Genomic DNA, 26,537 nt, shown 5'->3' with positions numbered 1-26,537 from the left:
AAGTGGAACAACAGTACAACGAGAAGTGAATGTTCAGGATAATGTGAAAAGCAATGGTTCAGTAAGTAGTGGAAATGTGAACATAAGTGGAACAACAGTACAACGAGAAGTAAATGTTCAGGATAATGTGAAAACCAATGGTTCAGTAAGTAGTGGAAATGTGAGTGTAAGTGGGACAACAGTACAACGAGAAGTAAATGTTCAAGATAATGTAAAAGAAGTAAGGAAATCAGGTTTAAGACAAAGAGGTAGTACGCGTAATAGAACAGATCGATTACGGAGAAACTAATATGAGGAGGGATTAGGTTGAAAGTAATTGATGTTGCAGGTAGAAGAAGGGTCTATTTTGAAATGAAGCAACGAGAATTACAGTATAGTTTATGTATAACAGTAGCTGGCTTTATAGTCGCTGTGGCTATATTAGTTTTTCAATTAAGTTTTGAGTTAGGTCATTTATATCATTACATCTTTACTTTTTTCCTTTTAATCTATTTTTCTTACAATTTGTATTCTAATAATAAGTTGTCTAAAGAGTATTCAAAATTAAATAGAGAGCAGAGTTTATAATAATATGGAAAATTGGTTATTTGCTATTTGTATGTTAGGAGTTGCGATTGTGATAAGCATAATCGCAACTTTTTTGAAAGGAATTTTTAGAATGTTGAAAGGGAAAAGGAAAAAAGAGATTGAGTGGGTTACAGTGATGAATGCGGAGTATATAGATAAAGATTTTTGGGGGAGAAATTTTAATGAAAGAGTTTCTAATAGAAATACTAAATAATCAATTTGTAATGCAAATTATCTTTACAACAACATTTTCATTTGTAGTATATATATTATGTTTTATTGCCTATCATGGAGGGCTTTGGAGAGATATGCAATTAGATCCTTCAGAGCATATCTTCTTTGATTGTGATCCTTTTCTGCGCAATATAGTAAAACCTGTCTTATTAAGTTGGTTAATATATGACAAGCCCTTTATTAAGCAATGGTTTTTATGGTCTATAGATCATACTTTAGTGAAATGGATTATTGGGATTTTATTTGTATTAATGGTGGGGATATGGGTTTTACAAATAGCAATGTGGGTATATTGCTTCGTAAGAGGAACTATTTACACAATCATACGTTGGAAAAATTATAAAAGAACACAAAGGATAGTGTTTACAACAAAGGAAGAAGAAGTATTTGAGTTTTGTGTAGACAAATTTCCGAGTTATGCAGAAAAATATTTATCTAATGAATTGAATCACTCTGTAGAAGCAAAGGAGATAATTTATAAGTCACTTTTATCCTTACACATTTTAAATCCTAAAGGTGTGGGTGATTATTATGATTTGCGTGATTATGAATATAATATTGAATGTTATCCTGAGGAACATCCAGTAAAACAATATTATGCTAAGTTTGAAAAGTATCCACTTTTTATAAAGGAACGTATGGAAAACGACAGAAAAATGTTTGAAACTATGAACCTATTTATTAAAAGTACGATAAGAGAGTATGAGTCTCATAGCAATAAGGGGGGAAATAAAATTTATAACGTAATAAAGGGAGTGATGAGTAATGGAAATGATGCGTAATCCAAAAAATACAAAGCAAGAAATTAAAATAGCTTTTTTCTATCTTATTGATGCAGGAATTGTTGGATTGATGGCAATTATAGCAGGTTATATGCCAAAGTTTGTTCCAGTTGGTGGATTTGGTAGGATTATGTTTTATGTGTTGTTTGTGACTTTTGGATTATTTTTATGTATTAAACCACATAACAGTCCTACAAATCGAAATATAGTGGTTATCTTAGATATGCTGAAACAAGACGATAAAAAATATCATCCAATTGAAGTAAATACGATTAGTAGTGAAACAGCAAAAAAATAGAAATCCAAAAGGGAGTGCTTGTAAGCACTCTCTTTTTTATATCTTATGAAAGGAAAGATGGATATGAAGGTTGCAACAACTGAGCCAAAAAAAATGAAGAAAAAGAAACGCTTAGAAGGAAGTAATGAGAAGCAAGGTTTTATTTCAACAATTTTTGCATCGTTTAAAAATACAGATGCACCGATATTAGAAGTGTCACCTTATAAGCGATTGGATAAAAAAACAGGTATTTTGGTTGATCGTAGAGATGTTTTGCAAGTGTATTTAAAGGTGAAAACAACTGATTTGTACTCTATGAATGAGGATGATTTAAGACGTTTTATGAATCAACTGACTCATTTGTGTCGTGTATACCATGAACCTTTTAAAGTTTTATCACTAACATACTCTACAGAAACAACAGAGCAGCAGGTTTACTGGAAACGTATGGCGGTACGTTTTCAGGGGAGGATGAACCGAGAGGGGGTGACAAAAGAGAAAGAGATTGTGTGGTATCAAAGGTACTTGTTAGCAGTTGAAAATTTACATCGCGTGCTTTGGGTAGAAAAGAATTTAAAAGAATTGGCGTTTTTCTTTGTTGTATACGGAAAAAATGAAAAAGAATTAGTAAAGAATGTAAAAGACATGAAGCGCTATGGCGGTCGTCAATTTGACTTGCAAAACATGAAAGCAAAAGAAGTAGAAAAGTTAATCTTTAAGATGCAAAACATGAACTCAGAGATGTAAAAGGAGTGGTACTAATGGTGAAACTAGGGAAGAAGGAACAACAAAAATATCGAAATGCAGGATACGATTTAGAATTTATACAGAGAGTGCAGCCGCAAGGTGGTATGAAGTTTAATGAAAGATATATTGCGCAAGGAGATTGCTATGTTGCTTGTTTACATGTGTATTCTTTAGCTGAAGACATTGCTCCCCTATGGCTTACATCTCTTATGAATAACAAAGATACACTTGCAAGCTTTGATGTTGCGACTGCAAATAAAGAAGAGGTTATTAAAGATATTAACCGTTCGATTGCGGAATTAAGAGACAGAACAGAAACTGAACGTCGTGCTACTGATCGTGATGATGCAAATTGGGAGCTGGAAAATCTAAAAGGTTTTGCAAGGTCTATTACGCAGCAAGGTGAAATTGTAAAGTTGGTAAAATTACGCATTTTTATTTATGATCCAGTACTTGAGCAATTAGAAAAAAGAATCGGTGATTTGAAAAAAGAAATTGCAGGGCAAAATTATAAAGGTCAGGTATATATTTTTAAACAAAAAGAAGAATGGCAATCATTGTTTGCAAGTTATGATCAACAAATTGAATATTTAGGAACAAGCGCAGGTAGACCGTTACCATCAGAAAATATTGGATTCGGTATACCATTTCATCATCAAGCCCTAAAAGATCCAAGAGGGATTTATTTAGGGCAAACAAGTACAGGTGGAGCGTTTATATTAGATCCATTTTTCTCAACTGATACAAGGACATCTTTTAGTGGATTCGTTTTCGGAAAGATGGGTGCAGGTAAATCTACTTTATTAAAACAGTTACTAGAAGGACTGTTAGCAAAGGATTGTTTTATTAGGGGTTTTGATAAAGCAAAAGATTATTACACGATTGTACAACAGCAAGGCGGAAAAATTATTGATTTAAGTGGATCGAAGAGTAATGGGATTGTTGAAACAGGAATGATTAATCCTTTAGAAGTATTTGCAACAATTATCATTGAGGATACAGGAGAAGTTGATGAAAAAGGATCGTTCTTGCAGCACTTATCCAAGTTAACCAATATGCTTCGTTTTCTAAGTGTAGATATTTCAGAAACGGCTGTGAAAGAGTTTCGTAATTATCTTTTAGAATTTTATATTGATTATGGTTTACATCCAAAACGCGGGAGCAATGAGCCATTAAAAATAACAGGACTACCTCCTGAAGAATATCCAATTATGGAAGAATTCATGGCATACCTTGATAAAGTTGAACTTGAAAAGGGAGCAACAGCACAAAGACTTCGAGATTTAGAAACATTACGAGTACAGGTGCGTGACATGGTTATCGCGTATGGTGATATTTTTAATGGACACACAACACTTGAAAATTTCGAAGATGAAAAAATTGTTTTCTTTGATATAGATGGTATTTCAAAAATAGATAAACCCGTTTTTAATTGTCAATTGTTCACTGCATTAACTCTCATTTGGAGTCATGCTCTTAAAAATGGACGTAGAATGAAATACTTAAGAGAAGAAAAGAACTATTCTTTTGAGAACCTTACTTACTTTATGGTGTTTTTAGATGAGTGTCATAATGTTATCAACTCTGAAAATAAATTTGCTAACAAATATGTTTTGGAGTTTGAAAGGGAAATGCGAAAGTTTTTTGCTGGAATCTTCTTTGCTACACAATCGCCGCAAGAGATGTTACCACCACCAGGAAGTAATGTGGATGTATCGGATATGAAAGCAATCTTTGAATTAACGCAGTATAAGATATTTTTAAATATGGATAACTCGGTATTAGAGACTTTAAAAAGTGTTTTAGGAGAAAGTTTAACAGAATCAGAGTTTCGTATTTTACCTGAATTAAAACGAGGAGAAGCAATTGTGCAAGTTAGTTCTACTGAGACTTATAACGTTATGTTTGATCCTGATGAAAAACAATTAGAACGTTTCCGGGGTGGTCAGTAATATGGCAAGTGTACAAGAAGATGTAATAGATAAGTATAAGAAAGTCAAAAATGGAAAGAAAATAGCTAGTTTATTAAGTGGTTCAACAGGAATATTAATCCTTGCGACAGCCATTATTTCTCTAATCATATTAATAGCGATATTTGGAGGAGGAAGTTCAACAAGTACTTCAACAAGTGGTGGTATAAATGGTACTGCATCGGTGAAGAATTTACCGCCGGAAGTAATGCGTTGGAAAGAGATGGTTGAAAAAGAATGTGCAGCTCAGGGAGTACCGGAGTTAGTTCCTTATGTGTTAGGAATCATCATGGTAGAAAGTAACGGGCTCTCAGAAAGACTACCTGATATTATGCAGTCCTCCGAATCACAAGGGTGGCCAATGAACACAATTTCGAATCCTAAAGACTCTATTTATTATGGCGTAATGCACTTGAAAGGCGTGTTTTCTGATGCAAAAGAATTAGGGATTAATGATTTATCAGCAATTGTTCAAGGGTATAATTTTGGACGAAATTATGTAAAATGGTTAGCTGCAAATAATAAAAAACATTCTTTAGAAACGGCTGATTTGTATTCCAAAACAGTTGTTGCACCTGCTGGTGGTAATACTAATGGAACAACAATTAAATATAGTCAGCCTGTAGCAGTTGCATATAATGGTGGTTATCGCTATATCAATGGCGGTAACTTTTTTTATGCGGAAATGGTTAAGCAATATTTGAGTTTTGATACTGCACCTGTAAATGGATCAGAGACATTTAAGGTAATGATGGATGAAGTATTAAAGTATAACGGTAATCCTTATGTATGGGGTGGAAAGAGTGCCTCACAAGGATTTGATTGCAGCGGTTTAACATATTGGGCGTATAAAACAGCAGGAATTACAATTCCAATATCAGCAGCAACACAATATGATTTTACTGTAGAAGTAGATCCGAAAGATGCACAACCAGGTGACTTAGTTTTCTTCCGAGGTACATATGGTGGACCGAATCATGTTAGTCACGTGGGTATCTATATTGACGCAAATACAATGTATGATTCAAATAGTAGTGGTATAGGATACCATCAATTTACTTCATCATACTGGCAACAACATTACGCAGGTATTAGAAGAGTTCCAAGATAAAAATAGGAATGGAGTGCAGAATAAATGAATATGTTATCAAAAGTTTTAACAGGAGTATTAAGTGTATCACTTATTTTTAATGGAGTTCTTACTTATAACGCAATGCAAGAATTCGATAAGAAAGATAAAAAATATCAAGTTGATATTGCTAAAAAAGATAAAACGATTGATAAATTAAAAGCAGAGATGGAACGATTAAATACAAAAGTTGATACAAATTCTACTGATTCAAATAAAGAAAAAACGGTATCTGTAATAGATTTACAAAAACAATATAAAGATGTATCCAACCAATTTATTCAGGCTTATTTAAATTACTCGGTAAAAAATAAGAACGAGAGAAGAAACAATTTGTTAAAAATGACAGATAAAAAAGTAGTAGATATGGTAGCACCTGAAACAGAAGATATAGGAGATCCTAACTTTAAATCTACTATTAATCAAACCGAACTTTTTATTGATTCAGTTGGTGACATTTCTAACAAATGTAACGTTTTAATTGATGTCGATTACACGATTGAAGGGTTAGAAAATAAACAAACAAAGATTAAAAGTTTAATGAAGGTTACATTAGAAAAGAAAGGAAACGAAATTAAAGTAGTAGATTATAGTCCGTATCGTTTAAGCAGATAAGTATACATCAAATAATGAAAAATCCCCTGCATAAGAGAATATGTTAAGCAGGGGATTTTAATTTGTAAATTGGAAGGTCAATTTTGTATAGAAGGGAGTTACATGTCATGCTTTTGAGTGAATTAAAATCGAACTACGATTATTCGAAAGAAGGAAAATATATAATCATTAAATTGCGAAAAAGGAAAAATGATTATCAAGAAATAGCAATTGATTGGTTTGATTACAACCCAGGTAATAAATTTGAGTGGCTGCTTGTTCGTGAATGTCAAATTAATCGACAAGGTAAAAAGAAGTATACAAATTATAAGTTAAAAAATATTTGTCCACTAGTAAAAGTACAAGTTCAAGTTTTTCAAAAGGGAGAGGAAGAAGTATGCGTTTGAAGTTTTTTGGAAGTAAAGAAGGCAGAAAACCAGCGAATACAAAAAGAAAAGCATATTTATTAACTCTGGGAAGTTTTGTGACAATGTTTTTTGTACTTTGTATTTCGCCAGTATTTAGCGGTGCTACATATAAATTTGAAGAAATGAAGCCTGGTGAATATCAAAGTATTACGCCATTAGTGAAATTATCAGTTGCAAAAAAAGAATATAATCCAGTAAATAAAATACTTCGAATTGATTATGCATTAAAGTCAGATAATGATCCGCAAATATTAAGTAATATGAAATATAAAGTAGAAAATAAGTACATTAAACAAAAAGATAATGATGTAAAAACGAAAGTGTATCGTGCAAGTGACAACTACATCGTCGTAATTAGTGAGAATGTTCCTGAAGGATTTGGTGTTGTATCTTCAGTTGTAAAACCTGAGTATATTCATCCGGAATTGCAAGTGAATGCGAATGATTTAAAAGATAGAAGTTTTAAAACGTATGTTTTAGAGAAAGAAAAAATGATTAATAAAGACTTAAAAGAAGAGTCGAAAGATTTTTATGAGGTAGAATACCTTGCGTTTTCTCAAAAAGAAATTGCCAAAGAAATTAAAGATATGGAACAAAAAATTGCAGAAAAAAATTCTGCTATTAAGCAATTAAACATAAAAAATGAAAAATTAACAAAAGAAATGAACTTCCAAACTGAAGTGGAAAAAACGAAAACACAAAACATAATAAACTCAAATACATCAATCATTAATAAGCATCAAAAAGATATTAATGACTTAAAAGAAGAAATTAAAATGAAAGAAAAGAAAATTAAATTGTTAAATGAAAAGAAAAAAACGGTCTAAAAAGGTGAATTTTAGACGCATACAAAACACATACATGCACATACCAAACGCATACAAAATACCCAAAAACGCATACCAAACGCATACAAACTAAAAAAAGGCGTACCAGTTAGAGAGCTTTAGAAACCCAATAGGCACAGCCTATTTCACCACTTTTTTTAGAAAGTGGGATTCGGTTTCCTTATGCTCTTTCTTTTACTTAATGTCTTGTTATTGGAAGTGTGATCTTACTGTACTATTTAAATGACGGGAGGAAGCAAAAAATGGACATTCATGTTCGAAATGTCGATCCGTATTATGTAAAAGAAATAGATAAAAGGTGTAGACAAATTGGCGAGAAATTAGGAAGACGTTACTATCGTGGGGAATACATTAATGAAATTTTTAGAGAACACTTTGATGGGGAATATAAAAGAAATAAAGAAGATAAATTTGATGAAGCGATTGGTAATGTTATTGTGACGTTAGAAAGGCAAGAGAACAAGTTGCAAGAATATATCGATGTAACAAATGAGCTTGTTGCATCGATGGTAAAACTACATGAAGGATAAGAATGGTGGTGTTTTAAATGGCATATGAAAAGTTATTTCAATTTAGGGGAAATCAGATTCATGTTAATATCGTACAAGATTTTCAAAAGCAGTACCCTGAGTATTCAAGAGAAGCAGATGTATTACGACATGCAGTAGTACTGCTAGATGAAAAAATGCGTGAAGATAAAGGTGAGGATAATCTATCAATTTTGAAAAAAGAAGTAAAAAATTTAACGAAATCAGTTAATACAATGAAGCAACAAATGGATGTGTTAATTAAATTAAATATAGAACTTATCTCACGATCAGGAAGTGATTTGAGTATAGAAGAAATGCAGCAGGACGTTAAAAAAGAAATTGCGGCAGCTGTGACAAGAAAATCGGAAGGGAAGTTCTATCGAACTTCAAACCGTTTGCCGATGGAATCAAGGAAAGAAGAGACATTGCAAAAAGAACAGGAAGTACAGAGAGGAATAAAAGTATCATCTACTACGGAACAAAAGTTACCAATGATTAAGGATGATGATGAAATTACTCTTGTTAATAATAAACCGCATAAAAAAATATGGAAATTTGGGAAGTACATGTATGTGGAATTGGAGTGGGAACAAATACCTGAACATAGATTAAATGAATTGAAATAATTAGAAGGAGAATTAATTTATGGGGAAGTCACCAGGTATTATCTTAACGTCTCAATATACAATTCCAAAACAAAAAAGTTTTACAACGTATATTGATTATTGCACGAGGAAGCAAGCGCTCTTGAAGGATGGCCATACTTTAACGGTTACAGAATTACAAGAGTTAAAACGTCTTGAGTTTGCTATTGATTCTTTTGAAATGGACAGTGTGTCTTTTAGCAAAGGAAAGAGAGACATTTCAAAAAAAGAAGGAGAAGCAAAAGCGATTTTGACATCTCCTGAAAGTTTTAATACAGAGTCTGATTTTGTGAAATATGTTAGTTATATGGGTAGAAAGTATGCACTAGAAAGTAAAAAGAAAATGACGAAAACTGAAGAAGAAGAACTAAATCTACTAAATAAACATATAGAAGATCTATCTCCTGAACAAAGTGAAGATGACCAGGAGTTTGAAAACCAGGAGTTTGAAAATGAAGCAGGACAAATTTTACCTGGCGTTTTTTCGAAAGATAAAAATGTGATTACGCAAAATGACTTAACAGATATTAAAGAATTGATGGAGAAATCTCAAAATAGCGGTTCGGTTTACTATCAAGATGTTATTTCGTTTGATACAGATTTTTTAGTAAAAAACAAACTTTATGATCCTGAAACGGATACTTTAGATGAAAATCGTATCCGAATTGCTAGTCATAAAATGATGCAACAGTTATTTAAAGATGAACAAATTGAAGAAAGTAATGGGTTTTGGTTTGCATCTATACATCGGAATACAGATCATATCCACATTCATTTTGGTACTGTGGAAAAAGAAAATAGAAGGAAAGTTGTAAAGAAAGAAGTGAACGGAAAAACGTATTATGAACCGAAAGGGAAACGAAAGCAACGAACATTAGATAATATGAAAACTACTTTTGCAAATTCCTTGGTAGATCGGACCAGTGAATTAAGTCGGATTTCAAATTTAAGGAATGATTTAGTGCAGGAAGTGAAAGAACAGTTCCAGCAATCAAAAGAAAAGAAACAAGATAGAAAGTTGGTTTTACTACAAGAGATATATGAAGGTTTGCCAAGTAATAAAAAAGATTGGGCTTATGGTAGTAAAAAGATGCCGAAAGAGACCAGGGATAAAATCGATGAGTTAACAGAATTGTTAATGAAAGATAATCCTATTTATAAAGAATATAAAGAAGCGGTGGAGAAAGAATCTGATTTTCAAAAAGAATTATATGGGGAATCAGGTCGGGAAGATAAAGATTATGCTAAGAATCAAATGAAAGATATGTATAAACGTATGGGTAATTCCTTACTAAAAGAATTAAAGAAAAAGAAACCATATGAAGAGAATCCATTGTATCAATTTCAGAAAAAACATGAACAGATAAAAAAGAAATATGAAAGGGGGCGGTCAGAAAAAAGAAGAGAGAACACTACATATTCTAAATACAAGCCGCCATTAATTCGAAGGAAGGATGTACGAAATATTGAAGCAGTATTGAACGATGATTTAACAAAGTGGCGGGCAGAAAGAGAGTATGAGATTGTGCAACAACGTATTGCGAGACAACAAGAAATGGAATATTAGTTTTAAAAAGTAGGTGTGATATGTGCATCTGCTTTTTTAGTTTATAAAAAATAGTTGAGGTGATAGCAATGGAAAAGAATAATATTCAAACGGAAAACGTATTATTGGTCACTCCTTTGGAGTGGAATATGATTTTGAATAGAGAGAAATGGGTTGTGTTTCAAAATGAAATTAGTGAAAAACTAAAACAAGAAATTAATGATGATTTTCCTAATAGCAAAGCGGCTTGTATAGATGAAACGTTTTATTTAAAGGATAAAGAAACAGGAGAGATATTAGGCGAAGCGAATGGATATGAAGTTTATTATTTACTTTATAATGTTGAAAAAGAAAATGGATATGGCAATAGTTCTATTTTTGAGAGAGTAGTAAAAGCTCGTTATTATGCAGTGAAAAATCTTTATTATCAATGGTGTTCTACGAAATCGTTGAAGCCTAATCCGAATGAGGGATGGTTTAAATCGAAGAAGTTTAATAAGTACCTTGATCAGATTGGTTGGGGCGATAACTATGCTGTATTTATAAATGAAGTAATAAAATACTAATATAGAAGGCGGTTTTTAAATGAGTAACAAAGTTTATTATTCAATCGTTTCGAGTACAAGATTTAGCCGTAACGAAGAAAATAGAACCATTATAGAAGAGAGTATAAAGAAAGGAGAAGATCATTTTCTAATTCGTAATGATGATTATGGTGAGTGCTTTGAGGTGGATTTTGAGAAGCAGATAACTGAAGAAGAAAATGAAAATTGGATACTAGAAACGGTTATTGATTTTGCTAAAAAATATAGAATTACAGAATTTGAACTGTGGAAAAAACATGAGGGTGATCCTACATATGATAAAGGGTTTGGAATTGTGATAGAAGGTTCGATGGATAATCTGATTTTAAAATTTAAAGAAATTTATTCAGGCTCTTTAGACGATTGGAATATAACTTGGGGCAAAGGAAAACAAACTTACGAAAAAATATACTTCAAATTAGCCCTGTAATAATAGAAAGGTAGTGTGTAATATGTCTCAAAACAATTTTTATATGATTGAACATGTGGATCAAGTAAAGAATGAGGTTCATCTAAATAAGTATTTATTTAATAAACAAGTCATTGTAAAAGTTTCCGAAGAAGAAGCGGCAGCCTATACCGAGTTCATGGATGGAGCAGCGGAACACGATAGTTTACCATTTGTAAAATATGATGAAGAACGAGGGGTAATTTGCGAATGACTTACACGAAAAAGAAATATACACCTAAGACAAAAGAGCAAATTAAAGAAGAGACTAAAGAGATAATGGATAAAGTTCTTACTGATATTACTAGATATTATACCTCTACTAAAGATTTATTAGAGTTAGCCGAGTTTATGGCCAAGTTTAGTAATTATTCTCCTAGAAATATGCAATTAATTAATTCACAATTTACAAATGCTTATGCTTGTGCAAATTATAAAACTTTTAAGGGTGCGGGTTTTCATGTGAATAAAGGTGAAAAAGCAATGAAAGTATTCCATCCTTATGTAAAAGAATATGTAAGAGATCCGAAAACAAAGGCAGTCATTCCTTTGAACAAATTAACGGAAGAACAAAAGAAACAAGTGGAAAATGGTGAACTAAAGGTCCAAAAACAAACTACTTATTATTTAAAGGCTACAGCGTTTGACATCTCACAAACAAATGCCAAACCTGAAGATCTGCCAAAAATATTTCCGAATCGCCAATTCAACTTTGAAGTGAATGAAGAAAATAAAGAGCTATTAAAGATTGGTATCCAGGCATTAGCTAAGAAAGAAAATATCAAAATAAAAGCAATGGGGCAAGGTGCGTTGATTCGCGAATTAGGGAATGCACATGGCGTATATGCTCAAACTTTGGATTCGTCTTATTCTGAGATTGTGATGAATACAAGGAACACTGAGACCAATGAATTGTCTGTTGCTATACATGAATTAGCTCATGCAAAGTTACATGGTAATAAGGTCGATACTTTAGAGCATACACCTACTAAAGAGTTTGAAGCAGAATTAACATCTTATATTGTTTGTAAGCACTATGGAATGGATACAAGTGAAGCAGCAGTACCTTATATTGCTCGGTGGACCAAAAATGGACAGGATATAGAAGAAAAAGACAAATCTATCATGCGTGTCCATGAGACAGCAAGTAGCTTTATTAACACAATCGATCAGAAGATTTCAGAATTACAAAAGGAGATGGAAAAGAATATGGAACAAAGTAAAGGAGAAGTAAAGGACATATATTTAGTGCGATATGGCGCTTTAACGGATATTGAAGAAGAAATTGTAACGGTAAGAGATTTGCGTGACAGAGCGAGTAGAGATAATTCTTATAATAATGTGGAAAATGCTCAAGAATTAAATGATAAAGAATTTATTGAAAGATTTAATAAAGTGAATCAGCAGAATTTTATTGCGTTAGATCATAATGAAATTAAGAAACCTATGGTTGTTATTCAATGGTCTGAAGCTGATTTTGAAAAAAATAAAGCAATTCCTTTTGGTGAAGCCAACGCAATGATGAGTAAACGAATTGCGGAAATAGATGTTAAATCTAAAGAAGCAAAAAAGAAAGGTGGATATGTACCTTATGAAAAAACTCGCTATCATTTAATTCTACCAAAAGAAATGGATAAATATTTTAATCGAATGGAAGTCATTACGATGGATCGATTAGATTTAGGAGATGGAGGGTATAAGTCTCCATATGAGCAAATATTAGATGAAAAGAGATATTTATCGGATGAAGTGAAACAAGCGTTGCAGCAAGAAATAAATGAATATGAACAAACCAAAGGTCAATCTAATCCTGAAAAACTAAGAGCAGTAGAATCTACTGTAATTGGTGAGAACCAACAGGATAAGATTGGCCATTTTTCTTCTAAAGAAACCGAACAAAATGAAGATAGAGCTGCGACTAATAACCAGGAAGCAAGAAGAATGGCCCGTATGGCGTATATGCAACAGTTAGAACGTTAGCATATACATTATTTGAGAAATTATTTAATAAATGACGAGATAAAAAGGACACCTTATCGGTGTTCTTTTTATTATAAAAATTAATTAATAAGGAGAAGAGAGAATAATGGATAACTTTGAAGTAGTAATAGCTATACAGCAAAAAGCGAACCAGGAGGTTTTTGAAAAAATAGGATTGAATTTAGAAAGACATTGGGAGGAGTATGAAATTCAGTTATCTGAAGATAATCGAGTTGTAGAAGATATTCTGCCTAATATGCGTTTAAATCTAGGTGAATTAGCTACTGTAGTTAGTAGATATGGAACGGAACAAGAGCAGAAAGATATAGATGAAATTGAAAATTATCTTGAACCCTATTATCAGGCAGATCTTATTAAAACAGAGTTTTATGAGACACCTATTGTAAAGATTTCAACTGATAGGCAGCATAATTTAAAAGTAGAGTGTATTTCTGAATATGTGAAAGATAGTGATATTAATTTTGATTTTAATAATTCGGTAGTTCGCACTCTTAATCACATTAATCATTCTATTACAGAAGCCCATAGAAACGTAATGGATGGTGATGTTGAATATCAAGGACTTTATCCTGTAGATGAAAATGAAGTTATTTATTGTGAGAAAACAGGAAAACCATTAGAACAAGATGAAGAAGTGTTTTATAAAGAAGGGAAAGGTTATATTGTACCCGAAAAAGTTGATCCAAAAGATATTAAAAATGGAAATGTGTATTTTACAACGATTGGCTATGAAGATGTTGAAGAGAAACGAATTGCACCGATTCAATATATTGAAGAGAAGACATATCAAGATGGAGATATTCATTTTAATCCATTAGATGGGATTTCGAACGATTATGAAGATGAAACAGAAGTTTATCGAATGGAGTCCACTAAAACGGTTGGATCAGTTAAGAAAGGATATGGCGCTATGCAGTTAAAAGAAGCAAAAAGTAACCCTAGTGCTGGGAAACGATATATTGGAAAAGATACAGTTCATCATGAAGAACATGCTCATGTATCACAGGACAGAGAACAAGCAAGAAAACAATATATGATGAGACAAATGGGTGGTCGAGATTATTAATGAATGAAAGAGATGTGATTACACATGAAGTATAAAACGCACCTTACAACGAGCCTAGCGGTCGCTCTGCCTGTTTTAGCTTCAACAGGCAACCTTACGGTTGGAAATGTTATAGCGGTTAGTTTTGGGGCTTTATTGCCAGACATAGATGAACAGCATTCGTGGATCGGCCGAAGAACACGTGGAGTGTCAGACTTAATGAATACAATATTTGGCCATAGAGGAATCACGCATTCACTTTTAGGATTAGTGCTTGTGCTGATTCCTATTTTATTTGCAGTCAGTATGACACCTTTATCATTTACGAACGGTATGTGCATATTTGCGGGTTATTTTCTGCATTTGGTGGAAGATAGTTTTTCTAAAAAAGGTGTTAAGTGGTTGCTGCCAGTATCAAATAAAAAGTTCCAAAGTGGATTTAACATTATTTACTACAGCTATAACGGTATAGCGGAAAAAGTGATTTTAATGACTAGTACGATTGTAGTTATATATGAGCTTTATTCATATGGAATAACAAGTTTCCAATCTGGGACTTCAGGAATTATAGAAGCTTTTAAATCATTATTTGGCTGAATCATAAATTTTATTCATTAGAACGTGAAAGGGGGTGAGTTGTTTTATAGCAAGCAAAATAAAAAATAACAAAGTTGAGAAAGGCCGTGTAGATTAACACGGTCTTTTTTTATTGGAGGGATTTTTTATGGGACAACAAGTGAAAAATACAAAAAAATATACAAAAGATGAGATTGAAAAAGCTGCATCGCTTGATATCGTGGATTATTGCATGCAAAATGATATTCCTGTAAAGTGCGACAGTGAACGTTATTATCGCTTAGTGGAACATGATAGTTTAATCATTGATAGAAAGAAAAATCAGTTCTACTGGAACAGTAGAGGTGTTAGTGGCAATATTATTAACTTTGTTCAGGAAGTAGAAGGCGCTTCTTTCCCAGGGGCGATGCAGCGGCTGCTTGATGGGGAAAAAGATTATGAAAAATCTTCAGATGTTACATTTGTGACTGAGCCATATGACTATGAACAGTTTGCTCAAAAAGAAGTAGATCGTTTTGACAGAGCTAAAGAGTACCTGGTAAATGATAGGAAAATTGATTCTCAAGTTGTAGATGCTTTGCATAATAAAGGGCTGATTAAGCAAGATAAGTATAATAATGTATTGTTTCTATGGAAAGATCGTGAAACAGGAGCAGTGATGGGCGGTTCTGAGCAAGGGGTTGTAAAATCAGATAAGTATAAGCGCGGCACATGGAAGATGATTCAAAAAAACTCTACCGCTAACTATGGATTTAATGTGTTAAATGGAGAGCCGAAAAACTTAAAGTTCTTCGAATCATCTATAGATCTTTTGAGCTATGCTTCGTTGCATAAACACGATCTCAAAGATACTCATTTGATCAGTATGGAAGGACTTAAACCACAAGTAGTATTTAATTACTATATGAAGAGTTGTGAACGAATTGGTGATGTTCCTGATAGCCTTTCGTTATGTGTAGATAATGATAAAGCTGGAAAAAACTTTGTAGAAAGATTGAATCATTTTAGATACGAAAAAAATGACGGAAGTATCGTTTCTTTTCAACCTGAATACCCTAAAGCGCCAGTTGAAGGGCAGAAGTGGGATTGGAATGATGAATGTAAGCGTGTGGCGAAACAACGTGAACAAGGGAGACAGGCTTATTTGCAGCAACGTGGAATGGAAAGATAAAAGTATAAAAATATAAAAGTGTAAAAGGATAATTTTATAAAAAATTCTCAAAAAATGTTGATTTTTATTAGTGAATTGCATATAATAAGAATATAAAATTAGAGTAGCCTTACTTTAGTAGGCGCGAAAAAATTGGTGTAACTCTACCGTAGTGAGTACCAAAAAATTGGTGTAGCCTTACCGTAGTAGGCACAAAAAAAGAAATTTAAAAGTAGGGAGAGTTTTCTTCCTACTTTTTTTGTTTTTAGGGGGAGAAGAAATTTGGCTAATAAAGATAATCCTAAATTCTATACGATTTCAACTAAATATATAGACTATCTAAGGGAAACAGATAATAAAGTGCCCTTTAATAAAGATGAACAGCATAGTAGACCGTATGTAGGCGTATTGGAAAAAATCAATGGTCATGATTATTTTGTTCCTTTAACATCACGTAATGATAAAAACTTTAATAGCCAGGTCAGTGTGAAATTATTCGATAAAGATAACCCTGAAAAGCGAATTGGAGTTTTATTAGTCAATAACATGATTCCAGTCCCAGAAAAAGAGTGTAAAGAAATTGATATAGCAGAAAAAATGGAGACAGATCCTAAGTATGGTAATTTGATGTTAAAACAGTATTTGTTTTTAAAAGAGAATATGGATCGACTTTCTCATAAAGTGGAAAAAGTATATAAAGATGTAACTGTACAAGGAAAGCCATCAAAAAAACAGAAATTTCTAAAGGGAATTTGCTGTGACTTCTCAACATTAGAAGAAAAGTGCCAGGAATATAAAGAGAAGAATCAAGCTAGAAGAATAGCATATATGCGTCAAATGGGGCGTGAAAGATAAAGGGATAACATAGCGCTATGTTATCTCTCTTAATTGAAATGTGTAAATATACATAAATACATATTTACACATGTTCACTATATTTTTGGGAGTAGCATAATTAATGCTGCTCCTTTTTTATATACAAAATTTAAAGGTGGAGATTTAAATGGAGAAGCTACAAATTGCAAAAGAATTACTAGCAAATAGCTTGAATATCTATATAAAGATGAAAATAGAAGAATATATTTTTCATTTTGAAGGTCTTGAAAGTGGAGTTTATTGCAATAAAAAAAATCGTGAAGATGACTCACTGATTCGTTTTCACAACTGTATTACTTATATCCACGAGACAGGTTTTAATATAAAGGGCTGGACGTTGTATGAAATCCCTATTTATTATTCTCATTGTTTTTATAACAAAAGTATGGAGAAAAGGTTTGATTTAATGGTATTAAAAATCGGTGAAGTAATACCAGCCTATTTAGATTACTCAGAAGAAAAAACTGCTGAAACAATAGAAGAAGCGATAAAAAAATATAGTTATTAACCGAAAAGTAAATTAAGATTTGTTAACGTAAAAGGATTGCATAGCGCTATGTTATTTTTACGTTAAATGTGTAAATGTACACAAATACACATTTACACATGTTTACGATATTTACAGGGAGTAGCATAATCAATGCTGCTCCTTTTTTAATATAAAATTTAAATAATAAGAGGAAGTAAAAACATGTCCGTATTAATCCTATTATATGGATGATATTGTTCAAAGAATATTATAACCCGAAACAAGTGTTTGAAATCCTTGTTTCGCAAGGGGAATAGATCATATAGATGCTAGACTTTTTTGAATAAAAGTACAGACATTTAGAAGGTATAGAGCAAAATACAATATCTACAGGGTAAAGGAGCTTATAAATGGCTAAGAATAATGAAATAGAAACAATAGAGGAATACTTTTCTATGGCTTTGGGAGTATCTAAATCAGAGACGTATGGATATATTGCAAGATATAGTGAGGAAGTTCCAGTTTGGTGTTTCCTTTTAAAACGTGATGGTGCTAAAGGGGAAAAATATTATGGTGAGCACTGTCCATTGAATAATATAAATCTAGAAGATTTAATAAAAGTATTTTCTTTGTTTTCTAAGCAAGATAGAAAAATAATTGTAGATACAGAAGGTTATTTATACAAAGACAGGGACTACTTATTTAAAAATCAATTTGTATTAAATCCAAAACCTTTAGAAAAGAACGCTTTGAATTTGGAACACTGTACATTAGAGGAGTTTATTATTGAGAATAATTTGATAGGATCTGATAAAGAGGATTATGGATATATTGCAAGAGCTAGTGAAGAAGAACCAGTTTGGTGCTTGTTCCTAAGGAGTGAGGATTCTGATGGGGAGAAATATTGCAGCGGTCACTACCCTTTGCATATTACGGATATGGAAGATATGATTAAAGTTTTTTCCTGGTACTCAAAACAAGAGAAACGATTAATCGTAAATACAGAGAGCTACTTTTTTGAAAGAGAAATAAGGGAAATGACCTATCCAAATCGTGTAGAAAATAATCTTTCAAATTCAACTAATTATTTAATTGAAAAAGAGTGTGATAATCGTTTTTTGATTCATCGAGAATTAGAGGATAAAGAAATTAGTAGATATTCGAAAGATAAAACATGTGTATACAATGGCAAACAATATTTAGAAGCAATTGTAGTTTGCTCTTCAGAAGATGAGGCGGTAGCCGTTGTAAAAAGTTATTGGAGAGGGGTAGATACTTTAATTGAACACTTTGGAGGGGTAACCGAAGATGTGTATGAAGGTGGTCATAAAATTAGAGGGGAATGATTATTGAAAATTAAAAAGCTACTTCGACTTTATAAAAAGTCGAACAAGACTTATACCATATAAAATATAGGATAAAGGAGACTGAATTATAAATGAGTTACGTATTAATCTTAGCAGAAAAACCACCACAAGCAAAAGCCTATTCTGAAGCATTCCCAAATGTTCAAAAGAAAGATGGATACTATTATGTTCCACCATGTTCTTTATTACCAACTGGAGGAAACATTACTTGGGCGATTGGTCATTTAGTGGAATTAAATTCCCCTGAAGACTATAAAGAAGAGTGGAAGAATTGGGATTTATCAAAATTACCTATTTTACCGGATCGATATGGGTATAAGGTATCAGCTGATAAAAAGAAACAGTTTAATATTGTAAAAAGGTTAATGCAAGAAGCTGATACGCTGACAATCGCTACCGATATAGATCGCGAGGGAGAAGCAATAGCGAGGTTAATCATTCAACAAGCAGGGTGTACAAATAAAAAAATTAATCGCTTATGGATCAATAGCTTAGAAACAGATGAAATTAAAAAAGGTTTCCAAAACTTAAAGCCAGGAGAAGATTTTGAAAGTATGTTCGCTGAAGCGCAAGCACGTCAAGTCAGCGATTGGATTATTGGGATGAATGCTAGCCGCTTGTATACACTTTTATTGCGTCAGAAGGGCGTTCAGGGCGTTTATAGTGTAGGTCGGGTGCAAACGCCTGTTTTATGCTTAATTAATAAGCGTCAGCAGGATATTAAAAATTTTAAACCAACACCTTTCTTTGAATTAGAGGCGCAATTTACTTCTATGAATGGAGTGTACAAAGGTCGATATAAAGATAGATTTACAACAAAAGATGAATTGGTTATCTTGCTGCAGCAACATCAACTTGCTGAAAATGTAAATAAACAAGGTGCGATTAAATCTGTAGAAGTAAAACCTAAAAAACAAGAAGCACCAAAGCTGTTTTCTCTTTCATCGTTACAAGCATTGGCCAACAAAAAATATAAGTATTCTCCAGCTGATGTTTTGAAAGGGATTCAGGAGTTGTATGAAGCGAAATTGGTGACGTATCCTCGTACCGATTGTTCTTATATAACTGAAGCTGAATTTGAATACTTAAAGAAAAATTTAGATGGATATCAATCAATTGTAGGTGTTACTTTTCAACCGCGTTCATTAGAACCTAATAAACGCTTTGTTGATAATCAAAAGGTACAGGAACATTATGCTATTGTGGTAACCAAAAATGTCCCTTCTAAAGAAAAAATAGAGCAATTACCAGAGAAACAACGCAACTTGTATATGGAAGTGTTAAAAAGTGTATTATGTATGTTCCATCAACCTTATGAATATGAGGAAACACTTATAACAACTGATCTAAACGGCCTGCTCTTTACTACAAAAGGGAGGGCAGAAAAGAAATTAGGTTGGAAAGAACTTTTTGCAACAGACAAAGTTGAAGATGAAGAAAAAGAGGAACAGGAACAGGAATCTATCTTACCTGTAGTCAAAGAAGGAGAATTAGTCCAGGGATTATTAAAAGCGAAAGAAGGTGTGACAACACCACCTAAGCCATATACTGAAGGCCAATTAATTACCCTAATGAAAACATGTGGTGCTACAGTAGAAGATGAAGAAAGTAAGGATATTCTTAAAGAAGTAGAAGGGCTGGGCACGGAAGCCACACGTAGTGGAATTATAGAAACATTGAAAAAACAAGCGTATATAGAAGTGAAGCGGAATAAAGTGAGCGTCACAACAAAAGGAGAAATTCTTTGTCAATCTGTCCAGGGCACGTTACTTGCAAAACCTGAAATGACCGCGAAATGGGAAGGATATTTGCGTAAAATCGGAAAGAAACAAGGTTCTAAAGATGTATTCATTAAACAAACAGGTAAATTTACAATGGATTTAATTGAAAATGCTACAAAGTTTATAGAACAGTTACAGATTGATAACAAGATTCAAGAGATGAACGCGAAAGATGTAGTAGGTAAATGTCCGAAATGTGGAAAAGAGATTGTTCATCGTAAGACATTTTATGGATGCACTGGATATAAAGAAGGCTGTAAGTTTTCTATTCCAGGTGAATTCTTAGGGAAGAAAATAAGTGAAGCAAATGCTAGAAAACTATTAAATGGTAAGAAAACAGGACTTATTAAAGGAATGAAAGGTAAAACGGAAAAAGAGTTTAATGGTTATCTAAAATTAAATGCAGCAGGTAAATTTGATATAGAATTCGAGCGAAATAAGTAGAAATGATAACAGGTAAGGGGAGAAGAAAAAAGTGAATATGAATGCGAGTTTACAAAAAGGAAAGTGGGTACTGTTAGCGGCTGGATTTGCTATTCTATCCAGCTTGCTTTTTTCCTATATAAAGATGAGTTTATCAATTGGAACAGGTAATGCAGCTCATGTTAATCAAAAAGTGGAATTGAATCTTTGGTATATAGTGGTCCCATTAATTGTTGCTCCTATTATAGAGGAATGGATCTTTAGAAAGGTATTGCCTATAGGGTTAGAAAGTTTATTTGACCGAATAAATCGAATAGCGGCCATTATAATTGCCAATGGTATATTTGCATGTGTTCACTTTGATTGGTTCTTCTTTCCTTACTTTGTAAATGGCTGCTTGTACGCATGGAGCTATCAGAAGACAAAAGATTTGAAAGTACCAATATTAGCACATATTTCATATAACTTGTTTGTATTTTTAGCCACAAGGGTTATTAATTAACATAGAATATAGGGAAGGAAGCGACATAGCGACATGTCGCTTTTATATTTTTACAAAAGTATAATTTTGTAAAAATATACTTTACTTGAGTTTTGAGGTGATATAAAATAGGTTTATGGATGTTATTGAATATTTAAATTTTATAGAAAAGTAGGTGAGAAGGTGCATGTTTTTTATAAGTTAAACATTGATATGAAAACAAATAGAACATGGGAAAACCCATATGAGATTCACATTGAAATTCATTATTTAAATAAAGAATTTCAAATGAGAATTCAAAATTTAGTTGAAAAATATAGACCAGCCTTTGAAATTAAATCTAAAAACTTCATTGTAAAACATTTACAAAAGGATAAGGTTAAAATAAAACTTGTTAGTTATAAAAATAAAGCATATAAGGCTGTTATGACAGGTAATGACTCTGGTTTATATAATTTAAACTACTTTAATTTTCAAAGCGGTCATTTTTCATTTTCAGAACGTAATGAGGCTGAAGAGGCAATGTATAAAATAGAAGAGATTATCAAAGAAACTTTAAATAAAGAGGCATTGCTTTTTCAACAGATATTTTAATACAATTTGAATTTTGTACAAAGAGGGGGATTGAGCAATGCAGGATCTTAAGTATATTGATTGGAAAGGCTGGATAATTTTGTTTGTATTGCTAGTGTTTTTTGCATCCTTGGACATAATGACAAATGGACAGAAAACTAGTGATATAACAGAGAAATACACTTATAAAAATATAGAAATTGCAGAGAATTTAGTTACTAGTGAGCTAAATAAAGAGAGTAAATATGTTAAATTATTTGACTTACAAGGAAGTGAGCTAAATAGTGAAAATTATGCTGACAATCCAAATTGGACACAAAAAGATTTGAAATGTCTAGTGAAAACAAATGATGGAATATATAGGGTTTATTTCAATGTGGAGCAAGTAGCAGATAAGGAAATATATACACCGAAAAGTATAAAAAAATTAGTGCGTGAGGAGAAATAACAATGTTATTTCAATCAAATTTGAATTTTGTACAAAAAGGGGATGTTTAGCGTGAAGGTTCAAGAAATTATCGAACAAGTAAAAATTGATGGTGAGTATTTAACTCCTTCATTCGAGGAAGTAGAAGAGGTAATACAAGAAGCCGAAAAACAAGGATTGAGTTTTACTTACGGACATTCTGATGACCTTTATTATTATCAAATTTATAGCGCCGAGCTGTAAATTTAAAAACTAAAAAAAGCATGGAAGTGAGGTGAAAGTGATGGAGTTATTTTTATATATACTTATCTGTATTTTGTTTGGTCATATAATTTCTATAAAGCTGGATTTAATACATTTTAAAAAGAGTTTAGATAATTATAAGAAAATAGTGGACATACAAAATCAAAAGATTGATGAAACATGGAAATATATTAATAAACTTTGACAAAAGCGTTATTGTATTACAATTTGAATTTTGTACAAAAAAGGGGGATTGAGTATGGCTAAAACAGAGCTTACTGTCGATATGGAACGGCAAATATATAGTGCAACTACTTGTAATCAAGGGGTATTTGGTTGTTTTGAAGTAACAATTGGTTGGTTCGGAAAAGAGCGTGTGGACTACTTGACGTATGATACAAAGGGGATTTGGCGTTGTTATGAGATTAAAGTATCATTGTCTGATTTTAGAAGTAAAGCGCATAAAACCTTTGTGGGACATTTTAATTATTATGTAATGCCGGTAGAACTTTATGAAAAAGTTAAAGACGAGATACCTAAGCATATAGGTGTATATGTTGGTAAAACACTTATAAAACGGGCAAGAAAACAAAAACTCGTAGTAGATGAAGAGGTTTTGAAAGATTCGTTTATTCGTTCGCTTTACCGAGAGGCAGACAAAGTATTGCGTAGTAACAATCCATCTATTGTGGAAGCATTACAGAGGCAGTTACGAAATGAGCGGAAACAAAAAGAGGAATACCGCAGTAAATACCAAAAGGAAAGAAGAAAATATGAACCTCGAAGTAAAAGGATAACTCAGTAGGTAGTTTTTTAACCAAATCGTTATTATATTACAATTTGAATTTTGTGGAGAAAAGGAGATGGAAATGAATTTCTTTGAAACGAAGACCTTTGACTTGTGGGCAAAAGCAATGATGACAGTTGTATTGAACACAACTTGTATGTACTTGCTAAGTAAATGTTTTGGGCTATTTGATTTTAATTTAGTTCGAAGTTTTCTTATATCATGGGTATGGTTCTTGTTGTTTTACAAAAATGAATTGTTCGAAGTGGTAGACGAATGGAATGATTTGAGAAAAAAGGAAAAAAGATGATATACCTTAAATGTAATACAATTTGAATTTTGTAGTCCAGATAAGCCTTATCTAGTTTATTCCGTTAATTGCGATAGACCAGAAACAACCAGTGGATATATGCAAGGGTATTGGGAATGTACTCATTGCGGAGAAGGTAGTCAATTTAGATTTTATGATGATACCTATTGGCCTAAATACGTAGCAAAGTGTCCAAATTGCAACAAAGAGTTTATTGCAATTGATGATACCGACTATGATGACTAATTTGCAAAAAAAAGCGTTATTTGAATAGAAAAGGAGAGATGGGAAATGAGAACTACTCAACAAATGTTAGCTATTACTGAAGTAGGAGACAAATGGATTAATGAAAATGGAGCGGTTATTGAGCATAAGAGAGAAGGGATTAAGTGGCAGCTAACAGATCGCTTCTTCTCAATTGGTGTAGAAGTATGGAATATGAATTGGTCAAGGTTCAATGAAGGGTATAACGAAACGAAGCCAGGTACATTTAAACGTACATTGATGGAAATGCATTATCCGTGGGACATGATTAAAGATTGGTCGGAAGAGGATTGTGAAGCGGAAATAGGTGCAATTGATAGCGCGGATGTAATTTAACAAAATAGTTAATTGACTTAAATCTATATAAATTGGAAAATTACGTTTGCACGATTTACAAAAGGAGGAAAACAACATGAGCAACACTTATCAAAATCAACAACTTGAAGACATCGAACAATTAAAAAATATATTCCCGGATGGAGAGGCAGACGAACGAAATTGGTGCGTGCTATCAACAAGCGGAGTACATGGTTTATATACAACGTTAGACGATTTAGAACAAGAGTATAAGAATGGAAACGAAGACTTAAATGTCACAGTATTGGTGATTATGCCAAGATTGGTTTCTATGCTTTATGGACATATAAATATAACTATTGATGACATTCCATATTTAAGGAAGTTAGTTTCAAGTTCATTAAAATACATGTGTAAATCTCAAGAAAATAATATTACTAAGTAGATTAGTATAAAACGCTATTGTATTACAATTTGAATTGTATAGAAAAAAGTGGGGTGTAACCAATTGGTTGTCCAAAATGTATCTTATTGGAATGTTAAAGAAATCAATGAAACTACTTTATTTATTACCTTGAATAATGAAGAAGCTCACAGATTAAAAGGTATAGTAAATAAGCTAGTTTTACATTTTTATAGGTTGAAAATAGGAACAGGATATATATCAATACCTATTTCATCTTTACGAGCGGAGTTTTATTTTAATCGTTCATCATTCTATTCAAGAGTTAATCCCCCTTTAGATAAATTTGTTTATTTCGAAGAAGATAAAGTTGATTTCAAACAATTTGTATTTCCTTTTCCGTTTTTAGGAATTATAGAGCATGATTTTTCAAAGGGAATAATGTTTGAATTTAAAAAACAGAAGGATAAAATTATACTTCTTGATCTTTTAAATCAAGCTTATAAGTCATTTTTGAAAATTTGAATTTTGCACAGAATAGATGATCCAACTTACAATAGTGGAAGAATGAGATTAGCCATTAAAAAAATAATTTATTGATAAGGGTGAAATATTGTGGTTTTGTTTTAGCTTATTTATCTCAATTCATAGGTATACGGGAAAGGATTGAAAACAATGTTGCCGGATAAGTATGAAAAGTTTGATCGCATCATTTTAAATACCGAAAACATAGAGTTTATGAATAATTACATGAACGAAATTGCAGAAGTGGAACTTCATATACCCTTGAATAAAGGAGTATTAATTATTGAGAAGTGGTTCAACAGTGAGGCGGATGTGTTTTTCCCATTTTGGCAGGATCGAGATACTCTAGTTATTGAAATATTCACTGAAGAATTTGGTAAAAAGAGAATTGCGAAAGTAGAGGTTGATAGCAACGGCAAAATTGATATTGTAGACACGATAATGATGGACCTATCATTTCAACATTTATCTTTTCAAGAAAAGCAACTCATGATAAAAGAAATATATAATTTTGCGAATCTTGCTACAAATGCATTGGTACGTGTTTTTTACCTCATGATAACCTACAAAGAACAAAAAGTTGTTACATTAAAAGAAAAAACAATTCATGTAAGTAAAAATAAAACAAATAAAAACAAAAAGAACAAATCAATAAGTCGGAAGATCAAACGAGTTGAGTATAAATTGTCTTCAGAAGTTTTAGAACAAATGGAAATAACAGCAAAACGTAAGCGGTATACGCGTCATACAAATTCGTGGGCTCGGAGGGGGCATTGGAGACAATATAAGAGCGGTAAGCGCGTTTGGATTAAACCAACTACTATTAAATTAAGTGATAATAATGATATAGCACCTGTAGAGTATAGGCTATAATACATTCTTTTTTGAGGAAAACAATTAATGGACAGTTAGAAAATTAAATGAAGGGAGTTTTTGAAAATGAAATGTGTTGAGCTTGAAGTGTTAAAAGAGTATGGATCACCAACTGTTTATTTTTGTGAACATGAGATGAAACATAGTTGCTTGATTGCAATTCCAAGATGGAATTGGAGCTTTTTAATGGATTATGCTATTGATTTTAAGGATGAAAAGCCAATGTTAATGGAAGCATTAGAACAACATATTTCTGAACCTGCTGATATAGAGAACGTAGCAAATGTTATTTATGATTTTGCTTTAGCGGATTTTAATTAAGTGGTATTAGGGAAAGA

Annotated in this window: 36 protein-coding genes; all 36 read left to right on the top strand. The window is 32.3% G+C overall.

The features are described from left to right. On the top strand, positions 1-289 hold a 289-nt coding region (locus MR058_RS19385; RefSeq protein WP_242145431.1), incomplete at its 5' end, for a hypothetical protein. A gap of 17 nt (positions 290-306) precedes the next feature. After that, the gene (locus MR058_RS19380) at positions 307-567 is read left to right on the top strand and encodes a hypothetical protein (RefSeq protein WP_094374082.1); all 261 of its coding nucleotides are present in this window, start codon (positions 307-309) and stop codon (positions 565-567) included. 4 nt (positions 568-571) lie between these two features. Continuing rightward, positions 572-781, top strand: a complete 210-nt coding sequence (locus MR058_RS19375; protein ID WP_094374080.1) for a hypothetical protein — start codon at positions 572-574, stop codon at positions 779-781. Beyond that, a complete protein-coding gene (locus tag MR058_RS19370; RefSeq protein ID WP_094374078.1) occupies positions 750-1,583 on the top strand; it encodes a hypothetical protein in 834 nt (277 codons plus the stop codon). Before MR058_RS19375 ends, MR058_RS19370 begins: the two co-directional genes overlap by 32 nt. Continuing rightward, complete coding sequence (locus tag MR058_RS19365) at positions 1,567-1,881, top strand: DUF5592 family protein (protein ID WP_094374077.1); 315 nt, start codon at positions 1,567-1,569, stop codon at positions 1,879-1,881. The genes MR058_RS19370 and MR058_RS19365 overlap by 17 nt, the downstream gene beginning before the upstream one ends. A gap of 63 nt (positions 1,882-1,944) precedes the next feature. Then, positions 1,945-2,607, top strand: a complete 663-nt coding sequence (locus tag MR058_RS19360) for a hypothetical protein (protein WP_162533115.1) — start codon at positions 1,945-1,947, stop codon at positions 2,605-2,607. Between the two features lie 14 nt (positions 2,608-2,621). Next, positions 2,622-4,559 carry a VirB4 family type IV secretion system protein gene (locus MR058_RS19355; RefSeq protein WP_094374075.1) on the top strand — a complete coding sequence of 646 codons (1,938 nt, stop codon included), beginning with the start codon at positions 2,622-2,624 and terminating at the stop codon, positions 4,557-4,559. A gap of 1 nt (position 4,560) precedes the next feature. Further along, entirely contained in the window at positions 4,561-5,688 is a 1,128-nt protein-coding gene (locus tag MR058_RS19350; protein WP_094374073.1) for a bifunctional lytic transglycosylase/C40 family peptidase, read from the top strand. Positions 5,689-5,712: 24 nt separating this feature from the next. Further along, a complete protein-coding gene (locus MR058_RS19345) occupies positions 5,713-6,321 on the top strand; it encodes a hypothetical protein (protein WP_094374071.1) in 609 nt (202 codons plus the stop codon). Positions 6,322-6,428: 107 nt separating this feature from the next. Next, on the top strand, positions 6,429-6,707 hold the full coding sequence (locus MR058_RS19340; protein WP_094374069.1) for a DUF5513 family protein: 279 nt from the start codon (positions 6,429-6,431) through the stop codon (positions 6,705-6,707). Beyond that, entirely contained in the window at positions 6,698-7,555 is an 858-nt protein-coding gene (locus tag MR058_RS19335; RefSeq protein ID WP_094374067.1) for a hypothetical protein, read from the top strand. The genes MR058_RS19340 and MR058_RS19335 overlap by 10 nt, the downstream gene beginning before the upstream one ends. Positions 7,556-7,818: 263 nt before the next feature. Continuing rightward, positions 7,819-8,106 (top strand): hypothetical protein, encoded by a 288-nt coding sequence (locus MR058_RS19330; protein ID WP_094374065.1) that lies wholly within the window; start codon positions 7,819-7,821, stop codon positions 8,104-8,106. Positions 8,107-8,123: 17 nt separating this feature from the next. Next, positions 8,124-8,732 (top strand): hypothetical protein, encoded by a 609-nt coding sequence (locus MR058_RS19325; protein WP_094374063.1) that lies wholly within the window; start codon positions 8,124-8,126, stop codon positions 8,730-8,732. Between the two features lie 19 nt (positions 8,733-8,751). Beyond that, positions 8,752-10,317, top strand: coding sequence for a MobP2 family relaxase (gene mobP2 / locus MR058_RS19320; RefSeq protein ID WP_094374061.1), 1,566 nt, complete (start codon positions 8,752-8,754; stop codon positions 10,315-10,317). A gap of 68 nt (positions 10,318-10,385) precedes the next feature. Further along, entirely contained in the window at positions 10,386-10,862 is a 477-nt protein-coding gene (locus MR058_RS19315; RefSeq protein WP_094374059.1) for a hypothetical protein, read from the top strand. Between the two features lie 19 nt (positions 10,863-10,881). Then, on the top strand, positions 10,882-11,310 hold the full coding sequence (locus MR058_RS19310) for a DUF5514 family protein (protein ID WP_094374057.1): 429 nt from the start codon (positions 10,882-10,884) through the stop codon (positions 11,308-11,310). Between the two features lie 22 nt (positions 11,311-11,332). Continuing rightward, entirely contained in the window at positions 11,333-11,542 is a 210-nt protein-coding gene (locus tag MR058_RS19305; RefSeq protein WP_094374055.1) for a DUF5511 family protein, read from the top strand. Next, positions 11,539-13,308, top strand: a complete 1,770-nt coding sequence (locus tag MR058_RS19300) for an LPD25 domain-containing protein (RefSeq protein WP_162533114.1) — start codon at positions 11,539-11,541, stop codon at positions 13,306-13,308. Before MR058_RS19305 ends, MR058_RS19300 begins: the two co-directional genes overlap by 4 nt. Positions 13,309-13,414: 106 nt before the next feature. Beyond that, the gene (locus MR058_RS19295; RefSeq protein WP_094374051.1) at positions 13,415-14,395 is read left to right on the top strand and encodes a hypothetical protein; all 981 of its coding nucleotides are present in this window, start codon (positions 13,415-13,417) and stop codon (positions 14,393-14,395) included. A gap of 24 nt (positions 14,396-14,419) precedes the next feature. Then, positions 14,420-14,971, top strand: a complete 552-nt coding sequence (locus tag MR058_RS19290; protein ID WP_094374049.1) for a metal-dependent hydrolase — start codon at positions 14,420-14,422, stop codon at positions 14,969-14,971. Between the two features lie 127 nt (positions 14,972-15,098). After that, a complete protein-coding gene (locus tag MR058_RS19285) occupies positions 15,099-16,121 on the top strand; it encodes a DUF3991 and TOPRIM domain-containing protein (protein ID WP_094374047.1) in 1,023 nt (340 codons plus the stop codon). 261 nt (positions 16,122-16,382) lie between these two features. After that, positions 16,383-16,955 carry a type III toxin-antitoxin system ToxN/AbiQ family toxin gene (locus MR058_RS19280; protein ID WP_094374045.1) on the top strand — a complete coding sequence of 191 codons (573 nt, stop codon included), beginning with the start codon at positions 16,383-16,385 and terminating at the stop codon, positions 16,953-16,955. A gap of 148 nt (positions 16,956-17,103) precedes the next feature. After that, entirely contained in the window at positions 17,104-17,484 is a 381-nt protein-coding gene (locus tag MR058_RS19275; protein ID WP_094374043.1) for a hypothetical protein, read from the top strand. A gap of 371 nt (positions 17,485-17,855) precedes the next feature. Then, complete coding sequence (locus MR058_RS19270; RefSeq protein ID WP_094396514.1) at positions 17,856-18,791, top strand: hypothetical protein; 936 nt, start codon at positions 17,856-17,858, stop codon at positions 18,789-18,791. A 92-nt stretch (positions 18,792-18,883) separates the two neighbouring features. After that, entirely contained in the window at positions 18,884-21,037 is a 2,154-nt protein-coding gene (locus tag MR058_RS19265; RefSeq protein ID WP_094396515.1) for a type IA DNA topoisomerase, read from the top strand. 37 nt (positions 21,038-21,074) lie between these two features. Further along, complete coding sequence (locus tag MR058_RS19260; protein ID WP_094396520.1) at positions 21,075-21,518, top strand: CPBP family intramembrane glutamic endopeptidase; 444 nt, start codon at positions 21,075-21,077, stop codon at positions 21,516-21,518. A 192-nt stretch (positions 21,519-21,710) separates the two neighbouring features. Then, a complete protein-coding gene (locus tag MR058_RS19255; RefSeq protein ID WP_094396521.1) occupies positions 21,711-22,091 on the top strand; it encodes a hypothetical protein in 381 nt (126 codons plus the stop codon). Between the two features lie 37 nt (positions 22,092-22,128). Then, complete coding sequence (locus MR058_RS19250; protein ID WP_094396516.1) at positions 22,129-22,518, top strand: hypothetical protein; 390 nt, start codon at positions 22,129-22,131, stop codon at positions 22,516-22,518. A gap of 51 nt (positions 22,519-22,569) precedes the next feature. Next, on the top strand, positions 22,570-22,740 hold the full coding sequence (locus MR058_RS19245) for a hypothetical protein (RefSeq protein WP_162533121.1): 171 nt from the start codon (positions 22,570-22,572) through the stop codon (positions 22,738-22,740). Positions 22,741-22,999: 259 nt separating this feature from the next. After that, complete coding sequence (locus MR058_RS19240) at positions 23,000-23,545, top strand: BAR domain-containing protein (protein WP_094396517.1); 546 nt, start codon at positions 23,000-23,002, stop codon at positions 23,543-23,545. A 58-nt stretch (positions 23,546-23,603) separates the two neighbouring features. Further along, positions 23,604-23,837, top strand: coding sequence for a hypothetical protein (locus tag MR058_RS19235; RefSeq protein ID WP_094398206.1), 234 nt, complete (start codon positions 23,604-23,606; stop codon positions 23,835-23,837). Positions 23,838-24,128: 291 nt separating this feature from the next. Then, positions 24,129-24,437 carry a hypothetical protein gene (locus MR058_RS19230; RefSeq protein ID WP_239431068.1) on the top strand — a complete coding sequence of 103 codons (309 nt, stop codon included), beginning with the start codon at positions 24,129-24,131 and terminating at the stop codon, positions 24,435-24,437. A gap of 76 nt (positions 24,438-24,513) precedes the next feature. Next, positions 24,514-24,843, top strand: a complete 330-nt coding sequence (locus tag MR058_RS19225) for a hypothetical protein (RefSeq protein ID WP_094374175.1) — start codon at positions 24,514-24,516, stop codon at positions 24,841-24,843. 63 nt (positions 24,844-24,906) lie between these two features. After that, entirely contained in the window at positions 24,907-25,326 is a 420-nt protein-coding gene (locus MR058_RS19220) for a hypothetical protein (protein ID WP_094374173.1), read from the top strand. A 150-nt stretch (positions 25,327-25,476) separates the two neighbouring features. Beyond that, positions 25,477-26,199 carry an AcrVA2 family anti-CRISPR protein gene (locus tag MR058_RS19215; RefSeq protein ID WP_094374172.1) on the top strand — a complete coding sequence of 241 codons (723 nt, stop codon included), beginning with the start codon at positions 25,477-25,479 and terminating at the stop codon, positions 26,197-26,199. A 66-nt stretch (positions 26,200-26,265) separates the two neighbouring features. After that, a complete protein-coding gene (locus MR058_RS19210) occupies positions 26,266-26,520 on the top strand; it encodes a YueH family protein (protein ID WP_094374170.1) in 255 nt (84 codons plus the stop codon). Positions 26,521-26,537 lie beyond the last annotated feature (17 nt).

The organism is Bacillus cereus group sp. BfR-BA-01430 (assembly GCF_022663115.1).
In the GTDB taxonomy this organism is placed as follows: domain Bacteria; phylum Bacillota; class Bacilli; order Bacillales; family Bacillaceae_G; genus Bacillus_A; species Bacillus_A cereus_BD.
Note: the sequence above shows the minus strand (reverse complement) of the source record. Positions and strands in the feature narration are given on the sequence as shown.

What these genes read in the sequence shown, in the direction of transcription:
- MR058_RS19300 (WP_162533114.1), top strand. Translation starts at nt 11,539, where the DNA reads ATGACTTACACGAAAAAGAAATATACACCTAAGACAAAAGAGCAAATT.
- MR058_RS19310 (WP_094374057.1), top strand. Translation starts at nt 10,882, where the DNA reads ATGAGTAACAAAGTTTATTATTCAATCGTTTCGAGTACAAGATTTAGC.
- MR058_RS19290 (WP_094374049.1), top strand. Translation starts at nt 14,420, where the DNA reads ATGAAGTATAAAACGCACCTTACAACGAGCCTAGCGGTCGCTCTGCCT.
- MR058_RS19230 (WP_239431068.1), top strand. Translation starts at nt 24,129, where the DNA reads ATGAGAACTACTCAACAAATGTTAGCTATTACTGAAGTAGGAGACAAA.
- MR058_RS19215 (WP_094374172.1), top strand. Translation starts at nt 25,477, where the DNA reads ATGTTGCCGGATAAGTATGAAAAGTTTGATCGCATCATTTTAAATACC.
- MR058_RS19370 (WP_094374078.1), top strand. Translation starts at nt 750, where the DNA reads ATGAAAGAGTTTCTAATAGAAATACTAAATAATCAATTTGTAATGCAA.
- MR058_RS19265 (WP_094396515.1), top strand. Translation starts at nt 18,884, where the DNA reads ATGAGTTACGTATTAATCTTAGCAGAAAAACCACCACAAGCAAAAGCC.
- MR058_RS19210 (WP_094374170.1), top strand. Translation starts at nt 26,266, where the DNA reads ATGAAATGTGTTGAGCTTGAAGTGTTAAAAGAGTATGGATCACCAACT.
- MR058_RS19350 (WP_094374073.1), top strand. Translation starts at nt 4,561, where the DNA reads ATGGCAAGTGTACAAGAAGATGTAATAGATAAGTATAAGAAAGTCAAA.
- MR058_RS19340 (WP_094374069.1), top strand. Translation starts at nt 6,429, where the DNA reads ATGCTTTTGAGTGAATTAAAATCGAACTACGATTATTCGAAAGAAGGA.
- MR058_RS19255 (WP_094396521.1), top strand. Translation starts at nt 21,711, where the DNA reads ATGAAAACAAATAGAACATGGGAAAACCCATATGAGATTCACATTGAA.
- MR058_RS19315 (WP_094374059.1), top strand. Translation starts at nt 10,386, where the DNA reads ATGGAAAAGAATAATATTCAAACGGAAAACGTATTATTGGTCACTCCT.
- MR058_RS19285 (WP_094374047.1), top strand. Translation starts at nt 15,099, where the DNA reads ATGGGACAACAAGTGAAAAATACAAAAAAATATACAAAAGATGAGATT.
- MR058_RS19330 (WP_094374065.1), top strand. Translation starts at nt 7,819, where the DNA reads ATGGACATTCATGTTCGAAATGTCGATCCGTATTATGTAAAAGAAATA.
- mobP2 (WP_094374061.1), top strand. Translation starts at nt 8,752, where the DNA reads ATGGGGAAGTCACCAGGTATTATCTTAACGTCTCAATATACAATTCCA.
- MR058_RS19235 (WP_094398206.1), top strand. Translation starts at nt 23,604, where the DNA reads ATGGAAATGAATTTCTTTGAAACGAAGACCTTTGACTTGTGGGCAAAA.
- MR058_RS19250 (WP_094396516.1), top strand. Translation starts at nt 22,129, where the DNA reads ATGCAGGATCTTAAGTATATTGATTGGAAAGGCTGGATAATTTTGTTT.
- MR058_RS19260 (WP_094396520.1), top strand. Translation starts at nt 21,075, where the DNA reads ATGAATGCGAGTTTACAAAAAGGAAAGTGGGTACTGTTAGCGGCTGGA.
- MR058_RS19360 (WP_162533115.1), top strand. Translation starts at nt 1,945, where the DNA reads ATGAAGGTTGCAACAACTGAGCCAAAAAAAATGAAGAAAAAGAAACGC.
- MR058_RS19325 (WP_094374063.1), top strand. Translation starts at nt 8,124, where the DNA reads ATGGCATATGAAAAGTTATTTCAATTTAGGGGAAATCAGATTCATGTT.
- MR058_RS19225 (WP_094374175.1), top strand. Translation starts at nt 24,514, where the DNA reads ATGAGCAACACTTATCAAAATCAACAACTTGAAGACATCGAACAATTA.
- MR058_RS19335 (WP_094374067.1), top strand. Translation starts at nt 6,698, where the DNA reads ATGCGTTTGAAGTTTTTTGGAAGTAAAGAAGGCAGAAAACCAGCGAAT.
- MR058_RS19275 (WP_094374043.1), top strand. Translation starts at nt 17,104, where the DNA reads ATGGAGAAGCTACAAATTGCAAAAGAATTACTAGCAAATAGCTTGAAT.
- MR058_RS19295 (WP_094374051.1), top strand. Translation starts at nt 13,415, where the DNA reads ATGGATAACTTTGAAGTAGTAATAGCTATACAGCAAAAAGCGAACCAG.
- MR058_RS19365 (WP_094374077.1), top strand. Translation starts at nt 1,567, where the DNA reads ATGGAAATGATGCGTAATCCAAAAAATACAAAGCAAGAAATTAAAATA.
- MR058_RS19375 (WP_094374080.1), top strand. Translation starts at nt 572, where the DNA reads ATGGAAAATTGGTTATTTGCTATTTGTATGTTAGGAGTTGCGATTGTG.
- MR058_RS19345 (WP_094374071.1), top strand. Translation starts at nt 5,713, where the DNA reads ATGAATATGTTATCAAAAGTTTTAACAGGAGTATTAAGTGTATCACTT.
- MR058_RS19270 (WP_094396514.1), top strand. Translation starts at nt 17,856, where the DNA reads ATGGCTAAGAATAATGAAATAGAAACAATAGAGGAATACTTTTCTATG.
- MR058_RS19355 (WP_094374075.1), top strand. Translation starts at nt 2,622, where the DNA reads ATGGTGAAACTAGGGAAGAAGGAACAACAAAAATATCGAAATGCAGGA.
- MR058_RS19305 (WP_094374055.1), top strand. Translation starts at nt 11,333, where the DNA reads ATGTCTCAAAACAATTTTTATATGATTGAACATGTGGATCAAGTAAAG.
- MR058_RS19240 (WP_094396517.1), top strand. Translation starts at nt 23,000, where the DNA reads ATGGCTAAAACAGAGCTTACTGTCGATATGGAACGGCAAATATATAGT.